This window comes from Antarctobacter sediminis (assembly GCF_019218285.1).
In the GTDB taxonomy this organism is placed as follows: domain Bacteria; phylum Pseudomonadota; class Alphaproteobacteria; order Rhodobacterales; family Rhodobacteraceae; genus Antarctobacter; species Antarctobacter sediminis.
In genome coordinates this window covers 207,801-221,045 of sequence record NZ_JAHUZG010000004.1, presented here as the reverse complement: position 1 = coordinate 221,045, position 13,245 = coordinate 207,801, and the positions used below count along the sequence as shown (strand labels likewise).

General features: G+C 62.1%; 12 protein-coding genes. 9 read left to right on the top strand and 3 right to left on the bottom strand.

The annotated features are described in order from the left end of the window. Positions 1 to 61: 61 nt before the first annotated feature. Both KJP30_RS20310 and mdeB read right to left on the bottom strand, forming a co-directional pair. Positions 62 to 1,321 carry a 2-oxo acid dehydrogenase subunit E2 gene (locus KJP30_RS20310; protein WP_218451193.1) on the bottom strand — a complete coding sequence of 420 codons (1,260 nt, stop codon included), beginning with the start codon at positions 1,319 to 1,321 and terminating at the stop codon, positions 62 to 64. An 11-nt stretch (positions 1,322 to 1,332) separates the two neighbouring features. Beyond that, on the bottom strand, positions 1,333 to 3,993 hold the full coding sequence (gene mdeB / locus KJP30_RS20305; RefSeq protein WP_218451192.1) for an alpha-ketoglutarate dehydrogenase: 2,661 nt from the start codon (positions 3,991 to 3,993) through the stop codon (positions 1,333 to 1,335). A gap of 136 nt (positions 3,994 to 4,129) precedes the next feature. Between mdeB and KJP30_RS20300 the strand changes: the two genes are divergently transcribed. The 9 genes from KJP30_RS20300 to KJP30_RS20260 all read left to right on the top strand — a co-directional run bounded on the left by KJP30_RS20300 (position 4,130) and on the right by KJP30_RS20260 (position 12,156). Continuing rightward, positions 4,130 to 4,591: an Lrp/AsnC family transcriptional regulator gene (locus KJP30_RS20300; protein WP_218451191.1), complete on the top strand. Its 462-nt coding sequence runs from the start codon at positions 4,130 to 4,132 to the stop codon at positions 4,589 to 4,591. Between the two features lie 265 nt (positions 4,592 to 4,856). Beyond that, on the top strand, positions 4,857 to 5,657 hold the full coding sequence (locus tag KJP30_RS20295; protein WP_218451190.1) for a creatininase family protein: 801 nt from the start codon (positions 4,857 to 4,859) through the stop codon (positions 5,655 to 5,657). Between the two features lie 3 nt (positions 5,658 to 5,660). Further along, a complete protein-coding gene (locus tag KJP30_RS20290) occupies positions 5,661 to 6,467 on the top strand; it encodes an ABC transporter ATP-binding protein (protein WP_224874727.1) in 807 nt (268 codons plus the stop codon). After that, positions 6,448 to 7,311 carry an ABC transporter permease gene (locus KJP30_RS20285; protein WP_218451189.1) on the top strand — a complete coding sequence of 288 codons (864 nt, stop codon included), beginning with the start codon at positions 6,448 to 6,450 and terminating at the stop codon, positions 7,309 to 7,311. The genes KJP30_RS20290 and KJP30_RS20285 overlap by 20 nt, the downstream gene beginning before the upstream one ends. After that, the gene (locus tag KJP30_RS20280) at positions 7,311 to 8,507 is read left to right on the top strand and encodes an amidohydrolase family protein (protein ID WP_218451188.1); all 1,197 of its coding nucleotides are present in this window, start codon (positions 7,311 to 7,313) and stop codon (positions 8,505 to 8,507) included. The genes KJP30_RS20285 and KJP30_RS20280 overlap by 1 nt, the downstream gene beginning before the upstream one ends. Then, positions 8,504 to 9,868: an FAD-binding oxidoreductase gene (locus tag KJP30_RS20275; protein WP_218451187.1), complete on the top strand. Its 1,365-nt coding sequence runs from the start codon at positions 8,504 to 8,506 to the stop codon at positions 9,866 to 9,868. The genes KJP30_RS20280 and KJP30_RS20275 overlap by 4 nt, the downstream gene beginning before the upstream one ends. Before the next feature lie 18 nt (positions 9,869 to 9,886). Beyond that, complete coding sequence (locus tag KJP30_RS20270) at positions 9,887 to 10,897, top strand: ABC transporter substrate-binding protein (protein WP_218451186.1); 1,011 nt, start codon at positions 9,887 to 9,889, stop codon at positions 10,895 to 10,897. A 22-nt stretch (positions 10,898 to 10,919) separates the two neighbouring features. Beyond that, on the top strand, positions 10,920 to 11,513 hold the full coding sequence (locus KJP30_RS20265; protein WP_218451185.1) for an NAD(P)H-dependent oxidoreductase: 594 nt from the start codon (positions 10,920 to 10,922) through the stop codon (positions 11,511 to 11,513). Positions 11,514 to 11,568: 55 nt separating this feature from the next. Next, positions 11,569 to 12,156, top strand: a complete 588-nt coding sequence (locus KJP30_RS20260; RefSeq protein WP_218451184.1) for a TetR family transcriptional regulator C-terminal domain-containing protein — start codon at positions 11,569 to 11,571, stop codon at positions 12,154 to 12,156. Between the two features lie 277 nt (positions 12,157 to 12,433). Here KJP30_RS20260 and KJP30_RS20255 read toward each other — a convergent pair whose 3' ends face one another. Next, positions 12,434 to 13,138, bottom strand: coding sequence for an HhH-GPD family protein (locus tag KJP30_RS20255; RefSeq protein ID WP_218451183.1), 705 nt, complete (start codon positions 13,136 to 13,138; stop codon positions 12,434 to 12,436). Positions 13,139 to 13,245: the final 107 nt, after the last annotated feature.

Genomic DNA, 13,245 nt, shown 5'->3' with positions numbered 1-13,245 from the left:
CGGGCCGCCTGTCGGTGGCGGGCGGCCCGCAGTCATGTGGGGCAGGACGGACTTTGCGTGATCAGACAGAAAGCCTGCGAAAATCGCTCAACACCGTGGCCACGTGGCGGAGGAATTTCGCCGCAGCCACCCCGTCGACCACACGGTGATCCCAGCTGAGGCTGAGCGGCTGGATCAGGCGCGGGGCAAAGCTGTCCTCTTGCCAGACCGGGGCGATGTCCGCCCGGGTCATGCCAAGGATGGCGACCTCTGGCGCGTTGATGATCGGGGTAAAGCCGGTTCCGCCCACACCGCCCAGCGACGAGATGGTAAAGGTTGCGCCCTGCATGTCGGCGCTGCGCAACTTGCCCTGTCGCGCCCGACTGGCAAGCGACTGCATCTCGGTTGCTATGTCGCGCAGGCCCTTGCGGTCGGCTTCTTTCACAACGGGAACCACAAGGCCGTCAGGTGTGTCCGCAGCGACGCCGATGTTCCAGTAGCGTTTCAGAACGACCTCTTCACCGTCGAGCGAGGCATTGAACCTTGGAAAGGTCTTGAGCGCCGAGACAACCGCCTTGACGGCGAAAGCCAGCAGGGTCAGGCGCGCGTCCTCTGGTCCGGCTTCGGCGTTGAGCTGTTTCCGAAAGCCGTCTAGCTCGGTCACATCTGCCTTGTCGAAATTGCAGACATGGGGGATCAGCATCGCGTTGCGGGTCAGACCGGGCCCCGAGATGCGGGCGATCCGGGACAGCGGTTCGCGGTCCACAGGGCCAAAGGCGGCAAAATCGGGTTTGGGCCAGTCGGGCAGGTCAAACCCCGCCGCGCCAGTCGTGGTGGGGCGGGGCGGTTCCGACAGCCGCGCCTTGACGTGGGTTTCCACATCGACCCGGGTGATGCGGCCATTCCTGCCGGTGCCCTTGACCTGATCGACGGCGATACCCAGCTCGCGCGCGAATTTGCGGACCGAAGGCGTGGCGTGCGAAGGTTTCCCGCCTGCCGATACGGGCGGAGGGGGGCTGGGCGGTGCGGCCGTTGCGGGCGGCGCATCGGCAAGGCTTGCAACCCTTTCCGGCGGCGCGGGGGCGGGCGTTGTCGCCTTGGCGTCGGCTTCCATCAGCAGGATAAGGCTGCCACGGCTTACCCGGTCGCCCTCGGCAACCTTGATTTCGCGGATCCGGCCGGTGCGCGGGCTGGGGACGTCCAGCGTGGCCTTGTCGGATTCGAGCACAAGGAGCGTATCGTCTTTGGCGACGGTATGGCCTGCGGCCACCGGAATCTCGATAATCGGGACATCGGAGAAATCGCCAATGTCCGGGACGTGAATTTCGACCGTTGAGTTCATTCGTGCCGTCCTTACACGCGCCACGGCGCTTCGGCAGCGGGATCGACGCCAAGCCGGGCGATGGCCCGGGTCAAGACGTCGGCATCCAGATCGCCCCGGCGCACGAGGGATTCGATCGCAGCAAGCGCAATGTGCTGGCGGTCGACCTCGAAGAAACGGCGCAGCGAGGGGCGGTTGGCAGAGCGGCCAAACCCGTCGGTCCCAAGGATGGTCATCCGCTGGTCGAGGTAGGGTGCAATTTGCGCGGGCACCGCGCGGACGTAATCGCTTGCCGCGATCACCGGCGCATCGCCGGACAACATTCTATCAAGCTGGGCGTCGCGGCGACGGCCCATCCGGGCCTGCCGTTCTGCCTCGGCGGCATCGCGGGCCAGTTCACTGAAAGAGGTGACCGAAAAGACGTCACATCCGATGCCATGGTCGGCCAGGATCTCCGCTGCCGCGATGACCTCGCGCAGGATGGTGCCCGAACCCAAAAGCTGTACCCGCGGACCGTCCACATCCGTTCCGTGCAGTCGGTACATGCCTTTGATGATGTCGTCCTTCACACCCTCGGGCAGGCTTGGCTGGGCGTAGTTTTCGTTCATCACGGTGACGTAGAAGAACTCGTCGCGTTTTTCGTCCAGCATTCGGGTCATGCCGTGGTCCATGATGACGGCCAGTTCATAGGCAAAGCAGGGGTCATAGGCGCGACAGTTCGGGATCGCCGCCGCCGAAAGGTGGCTGGAACCGTCCTGATGTTGCAGGCCTTCGCCCGACAAGGTGGTGCGGCCCGCCGTGGCCCCCAACAGAAAACCGCGCGCTCGTTGGTCTGCGGCGGCCCAGATCAGATCGCCGACGCGCTGAAAGCCGAACATCGAATAATAGATGTAGATCGGCAAAACTTCGGTTCCGTGGGTCGAATAGGCGGTTGCCGCTGCGGTCCATGAACTGATGGCGCCTGCTTCGGTGATGCCTTCTTCCAGCAACTGGCCGTCGGCGCTTTCCTTGTAAAAGAGCATCGAGTCGGCATCTTCGGGTTCGTATTTCTGACCGTTCGGGGCATAGATGCCGACCTGCCGGAACAGGTTATCCATGCCAAAGGTGCGGGCCTCATCGGCCACGATGGGCACAAGGCGCGGGCCAAAGGCCTTGTCGCGCAACAGGCCGCTCATCATCCGAACCGCCGCCATTGTCGTCGACATTTCCTTGCCATCCGCCTGCGTGGCAAATTTCGCATAACTGTCCAGCGCGGGCCGCGCCGGGGCAGGTGCGTCCGCGTGTCCGGGCCGTCGGGGCAGATAGCCGCCAAGCGAGTTGCGCCTGTCCTTGAGGTAGGCGATTTCGGGGCTGTTGTCGCCGGGGTGGTAGAACTCCAGCGCCTCGACCGACGTGTCGGACAGCGGCAGGTCGAACCGGTCGCGGAAGGCGCGCAGCGCCGCGACGTCCAGCTTTTTGGCCTGATGGGCAATCATCCGCGACTCTCCGGCGCCGCCCATGCCATAGCCCTTTTTTGTCTTGGTCAGGATGACGGTGGGCCGCCCCTTGTGCGACTTGGCCGAGGCAAAGGCCGCGTAGAGTTTCCGAAGGTCATGCCCGCCGCGCTTCAGTTTGTGGATCTCGTCATCGGACATATGCGCGACCAACGCCGCCGTGGCCGGATCCGCGTCAAAGAATTTTGCTCGGTTGTAGTCGCCATCGCGCGAGCCAAGCGTCTGATATTCGCCGTCCACAGTTTCGGCAAAGCGCCGCAGTAGAACGCTTTCGGTGTCACGGGCAAAGAGGTTGTCCCATTCCGACCCCCAAAGAACCTTGATGACATTCCAGCCCGCACCGATGAAGAGCGACTCCAGTTCCTGGATGATCTGGCCGTTGCCGCGCACCGGTCCGTCCAGCCGCTGGAGGTTGCAGTTGACGACAAAAGTCAGGTTGTCCAATCCTTCGCGCGCGGCAAGCGTCAGCGCGCCGATGGATTCCGGTTCGTCCATCTCGCCATCGCCGAAGACGCCCCAGACATGGCGATCCTGCGTTTCGGCAAGGCCGCGTGCCTGAAGATAGCGCATGAACCGCGCCTGATAGATTGCCGACATCGGGCCGATGCCCATCGACCCGGTGGGCAACTGCCAGAATTCATCCATCAGCCAAGGGTGCGGATAGGAACAAAGACCCTTGCCGGGGACTTCCTGCCTGTAATTGGCGATGTCCTCTTTGCCCAGACGGCCCTCAAGATAGGCGCGGGCATAGATGCCCGGGGCGGAATGCGGTTGAAAATAGACAAGGTCGCCGCCGAACTCTTTCGTCTTGGCGCGGAAGAAATGGTTGAACCCCACTTCAAAGATTTCGGCCGCCGAGGCGTAAGAGGCGATGTGCCCGCCAAGTTCGCCATAGGCCTTGTTGGCGCGGACAACCATGGCCAGTGCGTTCCAGCGCATGATGGCGATCAGCCGTTCCTCCATCTGCAAGTCGCCGGGGTAGGCGGGCTGACGCGACAGCGGAATCGTATTGCGATAGGCAGAATATGGCAGGCCCGCGGTGGTCACACCCAATCGGCGGGCATGATCCTGAACTCGGTTCAACACGTATTGCGCACGTTCGGGGCCATCCGCATTGGCCATGGATTCCAGCGAGTCCAACCAGTCGCGCGTTTCCTCGGGGTCGGGATCCTGTGGTGTGATGGCATCGAGTCTGGACATGGGTTCCTCCGCGTTTTCACGGATGCTAGCAGCGCGCCCTTGGAGTAATGCGCCAAATACGCTAATCAGGATGAAGGATTTGGCTGGATCAGCCAAAAAAATGAAAAAACGTAGCGGGAAACGTCAAGGTGGCGCCATGCAGGATCTGGACGACATCGACCTGGGCATCCTGCGGGAGTTGCAGGCAGACGCCCGAATCTCGCATCAGGTGCTGAGTGAACGGGTCGGCCTGTCCCCGTCGCCCTGTTCCCGCCGGATCCGCATCCTTGAAAGCAAGGGGGTCATCACCGGCTACAGCGTTCACATTGATGAGCGAAAGCTGGGCTTTGCCCTGAATGTCTTTGTCTCGGTCAAGCTGGCACACCAGATCGATAGCCGGTTGATGAGTTTCGAACGCGCCATCGAACACTGCCCGGAGGTGGTGGACTGCTGGCTCATGACCGGCAACCGGGACTATCTCTTGCGGGTTTCCGTCCGTGATCTGGACGAGTTCGAACGCTTTCTGACCGCGCGACTGACGCGGATCGAAGGGGTGTCCTCAATCGAAAGCTCGATCCCCATTCGCCGGGTCAAGGGTGGCACCTCGCGCCTGACCTGACCCTGCCTTTCCGTCCGTCAGACCCCCTGTGACCGATCCGGCCATGGGCGTTTTGCGGTGAGGCAAAACCGCAGACCGCTGAAATTTTCGATGATTCGCTGGAAATTTGGGCGCTTGGGCGTGCCAAAAGACAAATTCTTTCAGCCGCTTGAAAATATCTTACCAAATAGTTTGACCGATTGCTAAGTTTTTTCCTAGCGTTGCGTCAAGGAAGGATGACAATGACCCAGATCAAGTTTCGGACGCCCGTCCCAGGTCGCGCAGAATGACGCGGTACTGGGCAGATCTCTCCCGCCACGCCTTTGCGCAGCTGGACCATGACCGCATCATCGCCGTTCAGCCCATCGGGGCGATCGAACAGCACGGGCCGCATCTGCCGATGTCGGTGGACGCCTGTACCGTGGACAACCTTGCCAGGCGGCTGGCCCAGGCGCTGCCAGCGGACAGTCCGGTCCTGATCCTGCCAACGCAATCGGTGTGCAAAAGCGATGAGCACATTGATTTTCCCGGAACGCTGACGCTGACGGGCGAAACCTTTGGCCGGGTGCTGACCGAGATCGGCGCAAGCGTGGCGCGGGCCGGGGTGCGCAAGCTGGTTTTCCTGAACGGGCACGGCGGCAATATCCCGGCGATGGATCAGGCGGCGCGGCATCTGCGTGTGGCGCATGACATGATGACGTTTTCACTCAACTGGGTCGGTCTGGGCTTGCCCGAGGGGCTGTATTCCGAGGCCGAGCAACGGCACGGCATCCACGCCGGTGATATGGAAACCTCGGTCATGCTGGCACTTGATCCGGGCAATGTGGACATGACCCTGGCCCGGGATTTCCGATCGCGCGGGCAGGATCTGGCTGAACAGACCCGTCACATCGGGTTGGCCCGAGGGGTCAAGCCGGGCTGGAAAACGCAGGATCTGAACACCGCCGGCGCCTGCGGTGAGGCGCATCTTGCCACCGCCGAAAAAGGCGAGGCCACGCTGACCCATGCGGTCACCTGTCTGGTCGAAGCCATGGCCGAGATCGACGGCATCCCGCTGTCGTGGCTGGACCGCAAACCGGAGACCTGAACGTTGACCGATCTATCGAACCGGCCCGAGGTGCCGAACCTCATTGACATGCAGGACGTGGAAAAGGCGTTCGGCAATGGCACCGTGGCGGTGCGCGACATGACGTTGGGGATCAAGCAGGGCGAATTCGTCAGCTTCCTTGGCCCGTCCGGCTGCGGCAAAAGCACGGCGCTGAAGATGATCGCCGGTTTGTTGTCGGTTTCCAGCGGTGACATCACCGTCAACGGCCACCCGGCCGGGCAGGGCACCGATGGCAGTGACATCGGCTTTGTCTTTCAGGAAGCGACATTGATGCCCTGGGCCAATGTCTTTGACAATGTCTATCTGCCGCTGAAGCTGCACGGGCTGAGCAAATCCGACGCGCGCGAGCGGGTCGAAGAGGCGCTGTCCATGGTGGGGCTGGCGAATTTCGCCGCCTCCTATCCCCGGGAATTGTCCGGCGGGATGCGGATGCGGGTGTCGATCGCGCGGGCGATGGTAACGCGGCCCAAGCTTTTGCTGATGGACGAACCCTTTGCCGCGCTGGACGAGATGACCCGGGCCAAGCTGAACGACGAGGTTCTGGCGCTTTGGGAAAAGCACGGGCTGACGGTGATTTTCGTGACCCATTCGGTGTTCGAGTCCGTATATCTTTCCAGCCGCGTCGTGGTGATGGCCGCCCGTCCGGGCCGCGTGGTGCACGACATCGCGTTGAATGGAAGCCATCCGCGCAACGCCGAATATCGCATGTCCGCCGAATACACCGAGACCTGCAAGCAGGTCAGCAACGCCTTGGAAGGGACGCTGCACAATGTCGATCTCAACCATTGATCCCGAGGTCCCCGTCATGTCTGCCAAGCCCATCGTCGATCCCCGTATCCTGCGCGAACGGCGCGAACGGCGGCTGCGTATCCTTCTGCCGATCCTTTCGCTGGGTCTTGCCATCGGGCTGTGGGAGTTTCTGGTCTGGTACAACGAGGTGCCGCATTACCTGATCCCGGCGCCCAGCCTTGTGGCCAAGACGCTTGTCACCGACTGGGCTTCGCTGATGCAAAGCGCGGCCTTCACGGTCAAGCTGACCTTGCTGTCGCTGGCGCTTGCCATCATCGGCGGAGTGACGCTGGGCATGGTCTTTGCCCTGTCGCGCCCGATCGAGATGAGCCTGTTCCCCTTCGCGGTCATCCTTCAGGTGACGCCGGTCGTGGCGATTGCGCCGCTGATCCTGATCTATGTCAGCAATACATTCGCGGCTTTGCTGATCTGCGCATGGATCGTGGCCTTTTTCCCGATCCTGTCGAACACGGCCATCGGTCTGCGCAGCGCAGACCACAACCTGCGCGACCTGTTTCGTATGTATCAGGCAACGCCGTGGCAGCGTTTGCGCTATCTGCTGATCCCCTCGGCCCTGCCGTATTTCATGGCCGCGCTCAAGATTGCCGGCGGTCTGGCCCTGATCGGCGCCGTGGTTGCCGAATTTGTTGCCGGCACGGCCGGACAGAACACGGGCCTTGCCTCGCGCATCCTTGAATCCAGCTTTCGGAACGAGATTCCGCGCATGTTCGCGGCGCTGTTCCTGGTTTCTCTATTGGGCATCATCATCTTCCTGGCCACCTCCTGGCTGTCGCGCGCCGTGCTGGGCCACTGGCACGAGAGCGAGATCAAGCGCGAAGGCTGATGGCGATGAATGCACCGACACGGCAAACAGAAACCCTGACCGGGCTGGCGCTGGCTGGCCGGTCGGGGACATGGGATATGACGCTGGGCGAGGGGCGGATCGTTTCGCTGCAACCCTCTCAACAGTCAGGCGGCGGATTTGTGATGCCGCCCATGGCGGACATCCACGTCCATCTGGACAAGACCTTTACCATCGACCGGATGCCGCGCCGGGCGACCTCGTTGTTCGACGCCATCGACATGATGTCCGAAGACGCGCAGCGCTGGACCGCCGATGACCTGTTGCGCAGGGCAGGGCGCGGGCTGTCCCGGGCTTTTGCCCATGGCACGGCTGTGATGCGCAGCCATGTTGACTGGCTGCACCCCGAGGCCCCCGCCGCGTGGCCGGTGCTGTGTGAACTGGCGCAGCACTGGCAGGGGCGCGTCGCATTGCAGTTGGCCTCGCTTTCGCCCCTGGATGACCTTGCCGAGATTGGCCCCACGGTTGCAAAGGCCGTCCGCGCGGCGGGTGGTGTGCTGGGGGCCTTTGTCTATCGAAACGACGATCTGGAACGTAAGGTTGCCGGGGTCTTTGACCTTGCCGAAACTTACGGGCTCGATCTTGATTTCCACGTCGATGAAGGGGTCGAGCCAGAGGCCCGTGGCATTGACGCGATCATCGCGGAAACGGCCCGGCGCGGCATGGGCGGGCATGTGCTGTGCGGCCATGGGTGCGCGCTGTCGGTGCGTCCGCCTGACGATGTGGCCCGCGTGCTGGAACAGGCCGCTGCGGCCGGTGTCGGGCTGACCGTCCTGCCGGGGGCGAACAGCTATCTTCAGGACGGCGGCACGGGCCGCACGCCCCGTCTGCGCGGACTGGCTCCGATGCATGAGGCGCGCGCCGCCGGAGTTCCGGTCATGATCGGATCGGACAACGTGCGCGACGGCTTTTACCCCTATGGCGATTACGACCTATGGGATGTCTACCGGCTGGCAGTGCTGAACGGGCACCTGCCGCATGACGATTGGCTGGACGCCATCAGCGACACACCGGCGCGCTGGCTGGGCCGGGATCTGACCCTGCGCGAAGGCGGGCCGGCTTCATTCATCCGGTTCGATGCAACCGGGCCGGGCGATGCGCTGAGCCGGGCGGGAACGCCGCGCGACGTCTGGCACAACGGCACTCGGGTGCCGGGATTTCAAGGAGAGACTTCATGACCACCAACTGGGATCAGGCCGCCTTTACGGCTGCGCTTGACGGCATCCGCGTGCACGACGACGAGAACTATCTTGCCGCGCGGTCGCAGGATTATTTCTGGTACAGCCCCATCCTGAACGAACAACTCAAGGACCTGCGCGGCGAGCTGCTAGTCATGCCGCAGACCGTCGAAGAGGTGATGCATGTCGCCGCGCTTGTGGCGCGCCACAAGGTGCCTCTGACCCTGCGCGGAGGCGGCACCGGCAACTATGGCCAGTGCGTGCCGATGGAGGGGGGCGTCATCATGGATCTCACCCGCCTCAGCAAGGTGATCGAGATCACGCCGGGTCATGTGACCGTCGAGGCAGGCGCGCGCATTTCGCGTCTGGATGACGCGGTGCGCGAGACCGGGCAGGAATTGCTGATGTATCCGTCGACACGGCAGATGGCGACCATCGGCGGCTTTCTTGCCGGCGGTTCCGGCGGGATCGGTTCTTTGCGCCACGGGATGTTGCGCGACCCGGGAAATGTCACCCATGTCAAGGTCGTGACGGTCGAACCGGAACCCCGGATCATCGAATTGCACGGCGATGAGATCCAGAAGGTTCAGCATGCCTATGGCACAAACGGCATTGTCGTCGAACTGGGCCTGACGCTGACGCAGGCGACCGAATGGATCCATACCGCCGCGCTGTTCGACGGTTATGACCGGGCGTTGGAGTTTGCCACCAAGGCCCAAAGCGACGGATTGGATTGTTATCTGCTGACGGCGGTGGAGCGGCGCTTTGCGCCCTATTACCGCAAGTTCGGGGATCTGTTCCCCGAGGATCGCGACGCGATCTTTGCCATGGTCGCCCCGGAAGAGATGGAGCGCTTCAAGGCCGAGGCAGAACGTATGGGCGGGCGCATCTCTTTTGCCATGACCAAGCCCGAAATCCGCGATGCCGGCCTGCAACCGGCCTATGAATGCGGCTGGAACCACACGACCTTGCAGGCGCTGAAGGTCGACAAGGGCTGGACCTATCTACAGGTGGCCTATCCGCGCCCCTTCGACCCCGATCTGGTGATGAAGCAGATGGCGCGCTATGGCGATGAAATCTTCTGGCATCACGAAATGGCGCGCATGGACGGCGAGATCCAGATCTTTGCCCTGCCATTGGTGCGCTACCGCGGCAAGGACGAGACCTATCGCCTGATCCGCGAATTGGAAGACACAGACGGCTGCACGATCTTTGATCCCCATGTCGTGACCATCGAAGATGGCGGCATGAAGGAAATCGACGACACGCAGATCGCCTTCAAGAAACTGGCCGATCCCTATGGATTGATGAACCCGGGCAAAACCCGGGGCTGGAGCGCCGACATGGCGCGCAAGGACTGACCAACAAGGAGAACCGGAATGCTGGGATTGAAAACCGCCCTTGGGGCGATATGCGGCGTCGTGCTTGCGGGGGCCGCATGGGCCAACGACAAGGTGGTGTTGGGAACCAACTGGCTGGCCCAGGGAGGGCACGGCGGATTCTATCAGGCGCTAGTCGACGGCACCTATGAAAAATACGGTCTCGAGGTCGAAATCCGCCCGGGCGGCCCGCAGGTGAACAACCGCCCGATGCTGTCTGCCGGGCGGCTGGATTTCCTGATGGCGGGCAACCTGCTGCTGTCCTTCGACAATGTGCGCAACGGCATTCCCACCACCGTCGTCGCGGCGTTTTTCCAGAAAGACCCGCAGGCGTTGATGGCGCATTCCGGTGCCTACGCGGATTTCGCCGCTTTGGCCGAGGCGTCGACGGTGCTGATCTCCAAGGACGGGCAGTTCAGTTTTTGGCAATGGCTGGTCGATGCGCATGGATTCCGGGATGAGCAGTTGCGCCCCTATGGCTTCAACCTTGCCCAGTTCCTGAACGACGAAGCGCTGGTTCAGCAGGCCTATGGCACCGCTGAACCGATCTATGCCGCCAATCAGGGCGCGGACGTGGATACGTTCCTTTTGGCCGATCAGGGCTGGAGCACCTACGCCACGACGATCGAGACCCGTCAGAAACTGATCGACGAGAACCCCGACCTTGTTCAGCGGTTCCTGAATGCCTCGATCGAAGGCTGGTATAACTTTCTCTACGGGGATCGCAGCGCGGCCTATGGCGCGATCATCGCAGCCAATCCTGAAATGACCGTTGAAAAGCTGGACAAGGAAATGGCCCAGTTCGACAAGCTGGGGATCATCGACGTGGGCGACGCAACGACGCTTGGCATCGGTGCCCTGACCGACGAACGCATTCGGGCCTTCCATGAACTGGCCGTGTCGTCGGGCATCATCGAAGACGGGGCTGTCGATCTGTCCAAGGTGGCTGACACGCGTTTCGTCAACAAAGGCCACGGGCTGGACATTCGCGCCACCCTGACCGGCAACTGACCACCAGAAAGGAGCGCGTGCGATGCGGACATTGATCGTCTTTGCCCATCCCAGTGCGGAAAGCTATGGTGCCGCGCTCCTTGAAACGGCCCGCAGGACATTGGACGCGCAGGGACATGACCTGCGCGTCATAGACCTCTACCGCCAAGGCTTTGACCCGGTGCTTTCGGAAGAGGACTGGAACCGCTACGCGACCCAGCCGGAACAGCTGGTTGCGCAGTTGCAGGACCACGTGGACGCAATGTTATGGGCGGAAAGCCTGCTGCTGATCTATCCGACGTGGATGTACGGGCCGCCCGCAATGTTGAAAGGCTGGCTGGAACGGGTCTGGCTGCCCGGCGTGGCCTTTGGCATCCCGTCCGGCAAGGGCAAACGCGCAACGGGCAACCTGCGCAACATCCGCCAATTTACGGTGGTCACCACCTCCGGTTCGCCATGGTGGTGGTTGCGGCTTATCCGCGATCCCAACCGGTCCTTGATGATGCGCGGATTCCGTGTGCTGTTTCACCGAAACTGCCGGACGTCATGGTTGCAATTGCACAGCATGAATCACAGAACAGAAACGGACCGGCAAAAGTTCCTGGGCCGGGTTGAACGGAAACTGGCGCGCATCTGATCCGCAACAGGCGAGGCGAAAACACATGAATGTCGCACGGACAAAACGGTCACGGATGCGGGACACCATTCGCGATGCGGCCATTCGCGAGTTTGCGCGCAACGGGCTGGTCGGGACATCGACACAGGCCATCGCCGATGCCGCCGGAATTTCCAAGGCTCAATTGCACTACTACATCGCCAGCAAGGAAGAGCTTTATCAGGACGTGCTGGGCTATATCCTGTCCGAATGGCGCGAGATCTTTTTCGTGTCGTCCAGCCGGGACGATCCCGAAACGGCGATCCGCAGCTATGTGGGCAACAAGGTCCGGCACGCGCTGGAACATCCGGACATTTCGCGGCTGTTCGCCATGGAGATGGCGCGCGGCGCCCCCGAGATGACGGAACATTGGCCGGGACTGAAAGCAGCGGTCGAAGAGGCATCGGCGGTGATCCAGAGCTGGATCGACGATGGCAAGATCGCTCCGGTCGACCCGCTGCTGTTCCAGATCAACATGTGGGCGGTGGCGCAGCACTACGCCGAATACGAAGCGCAGACCCGCATGCTGATGGGCACGGGGCAGGGCGATCCGCTGGATGCCGACCGCATCGCAGACGAGGCAATCCAACTCTTCCTCGTCCGCTGCGGCCTTGCCAAACCCTGACCAAGGCCCGGCGCACAGCCACCGGGTCGCATTCATCGCGCCATCGCGCGTAACATGAGTGCGTTTGAAAAATGGTGCCCGGGGGCGGAATCGAACCACCGACACGAGGATTTTCAATTAGCCTTGTGATCCGCGCACTCCGTTTCAGGATTGCTCAAACCGTAACGTAGACGATTGAAAACCTTGACCTTTGCGCTTGGCAGATCGTCTCGCCCCATCTCGTGCCGGAGCATTCAAGCACGATGCTCCTGCTACCCCAGTGATACCCATGGGGGCATCATGACCCCCGTTGACCTTTCCTCAGGGCCTTGGCGAACGAACACTGGCGCACCAGTGGACACTCGTTGCAACGGGGGTTGCGCGCGCGACAAACCTTGGCCGCGAAATCCAGAACGGCCCAATTGGTTTCCACCGGCGATGACCGAACTAGCCAAGCCGCGGCCGCTTGCAACCACGGATCATGCCGAATGTCTGCGAGGCGGCGTGGTCTCAGGACGCGTTCGACCACACGAGCCATGTTCACATCGACCAGTGGACGAGGCTTGCCGTGCTGGAATAACAATATGGCATTGCCCACATACTGGCCCACCGCGGGCACCTTCGCGAGTTCCTTCTCGGTGCTTGGGAAAATGCCGCCATGCTCGTCGGCATACCGGGCAAGCGCGCCTAGCGAGGCTGCCCTTCGACGCCACAGGCCAAGGGGTTGGAGGTATTGGCCAAGCTCCTCCTCGGGACACGAAGCAAGGGCGCTCCAGTCAGGGAAGCGTTCGAAGAAGTCAGCGTAGATCGCCGACACGGTTTCTCGCCGGGTGCGTTGCAGCAGAACCTCCACGCAGACTCGCTCGTAGACGCTAACGTCGGATCGACGCCACGGGAACGCTTCACCATGCTCGCCCCACCACGACAGCAAGACACCTCGCAGACGCGCTAACTTGCGTTTCTCGGATGGCGTCAGGGCTTGGGAGCTTTCATGTTCGGGCATCGCCGCGTGTTCTTTTTTCGTTCTTTTCGCTATTGCCTGTCGCGTTAAGGCTATCTTAGTCAGGAAACATGACAATCGGGCAGGTTTAGTCGTTCACACCGCCGCCC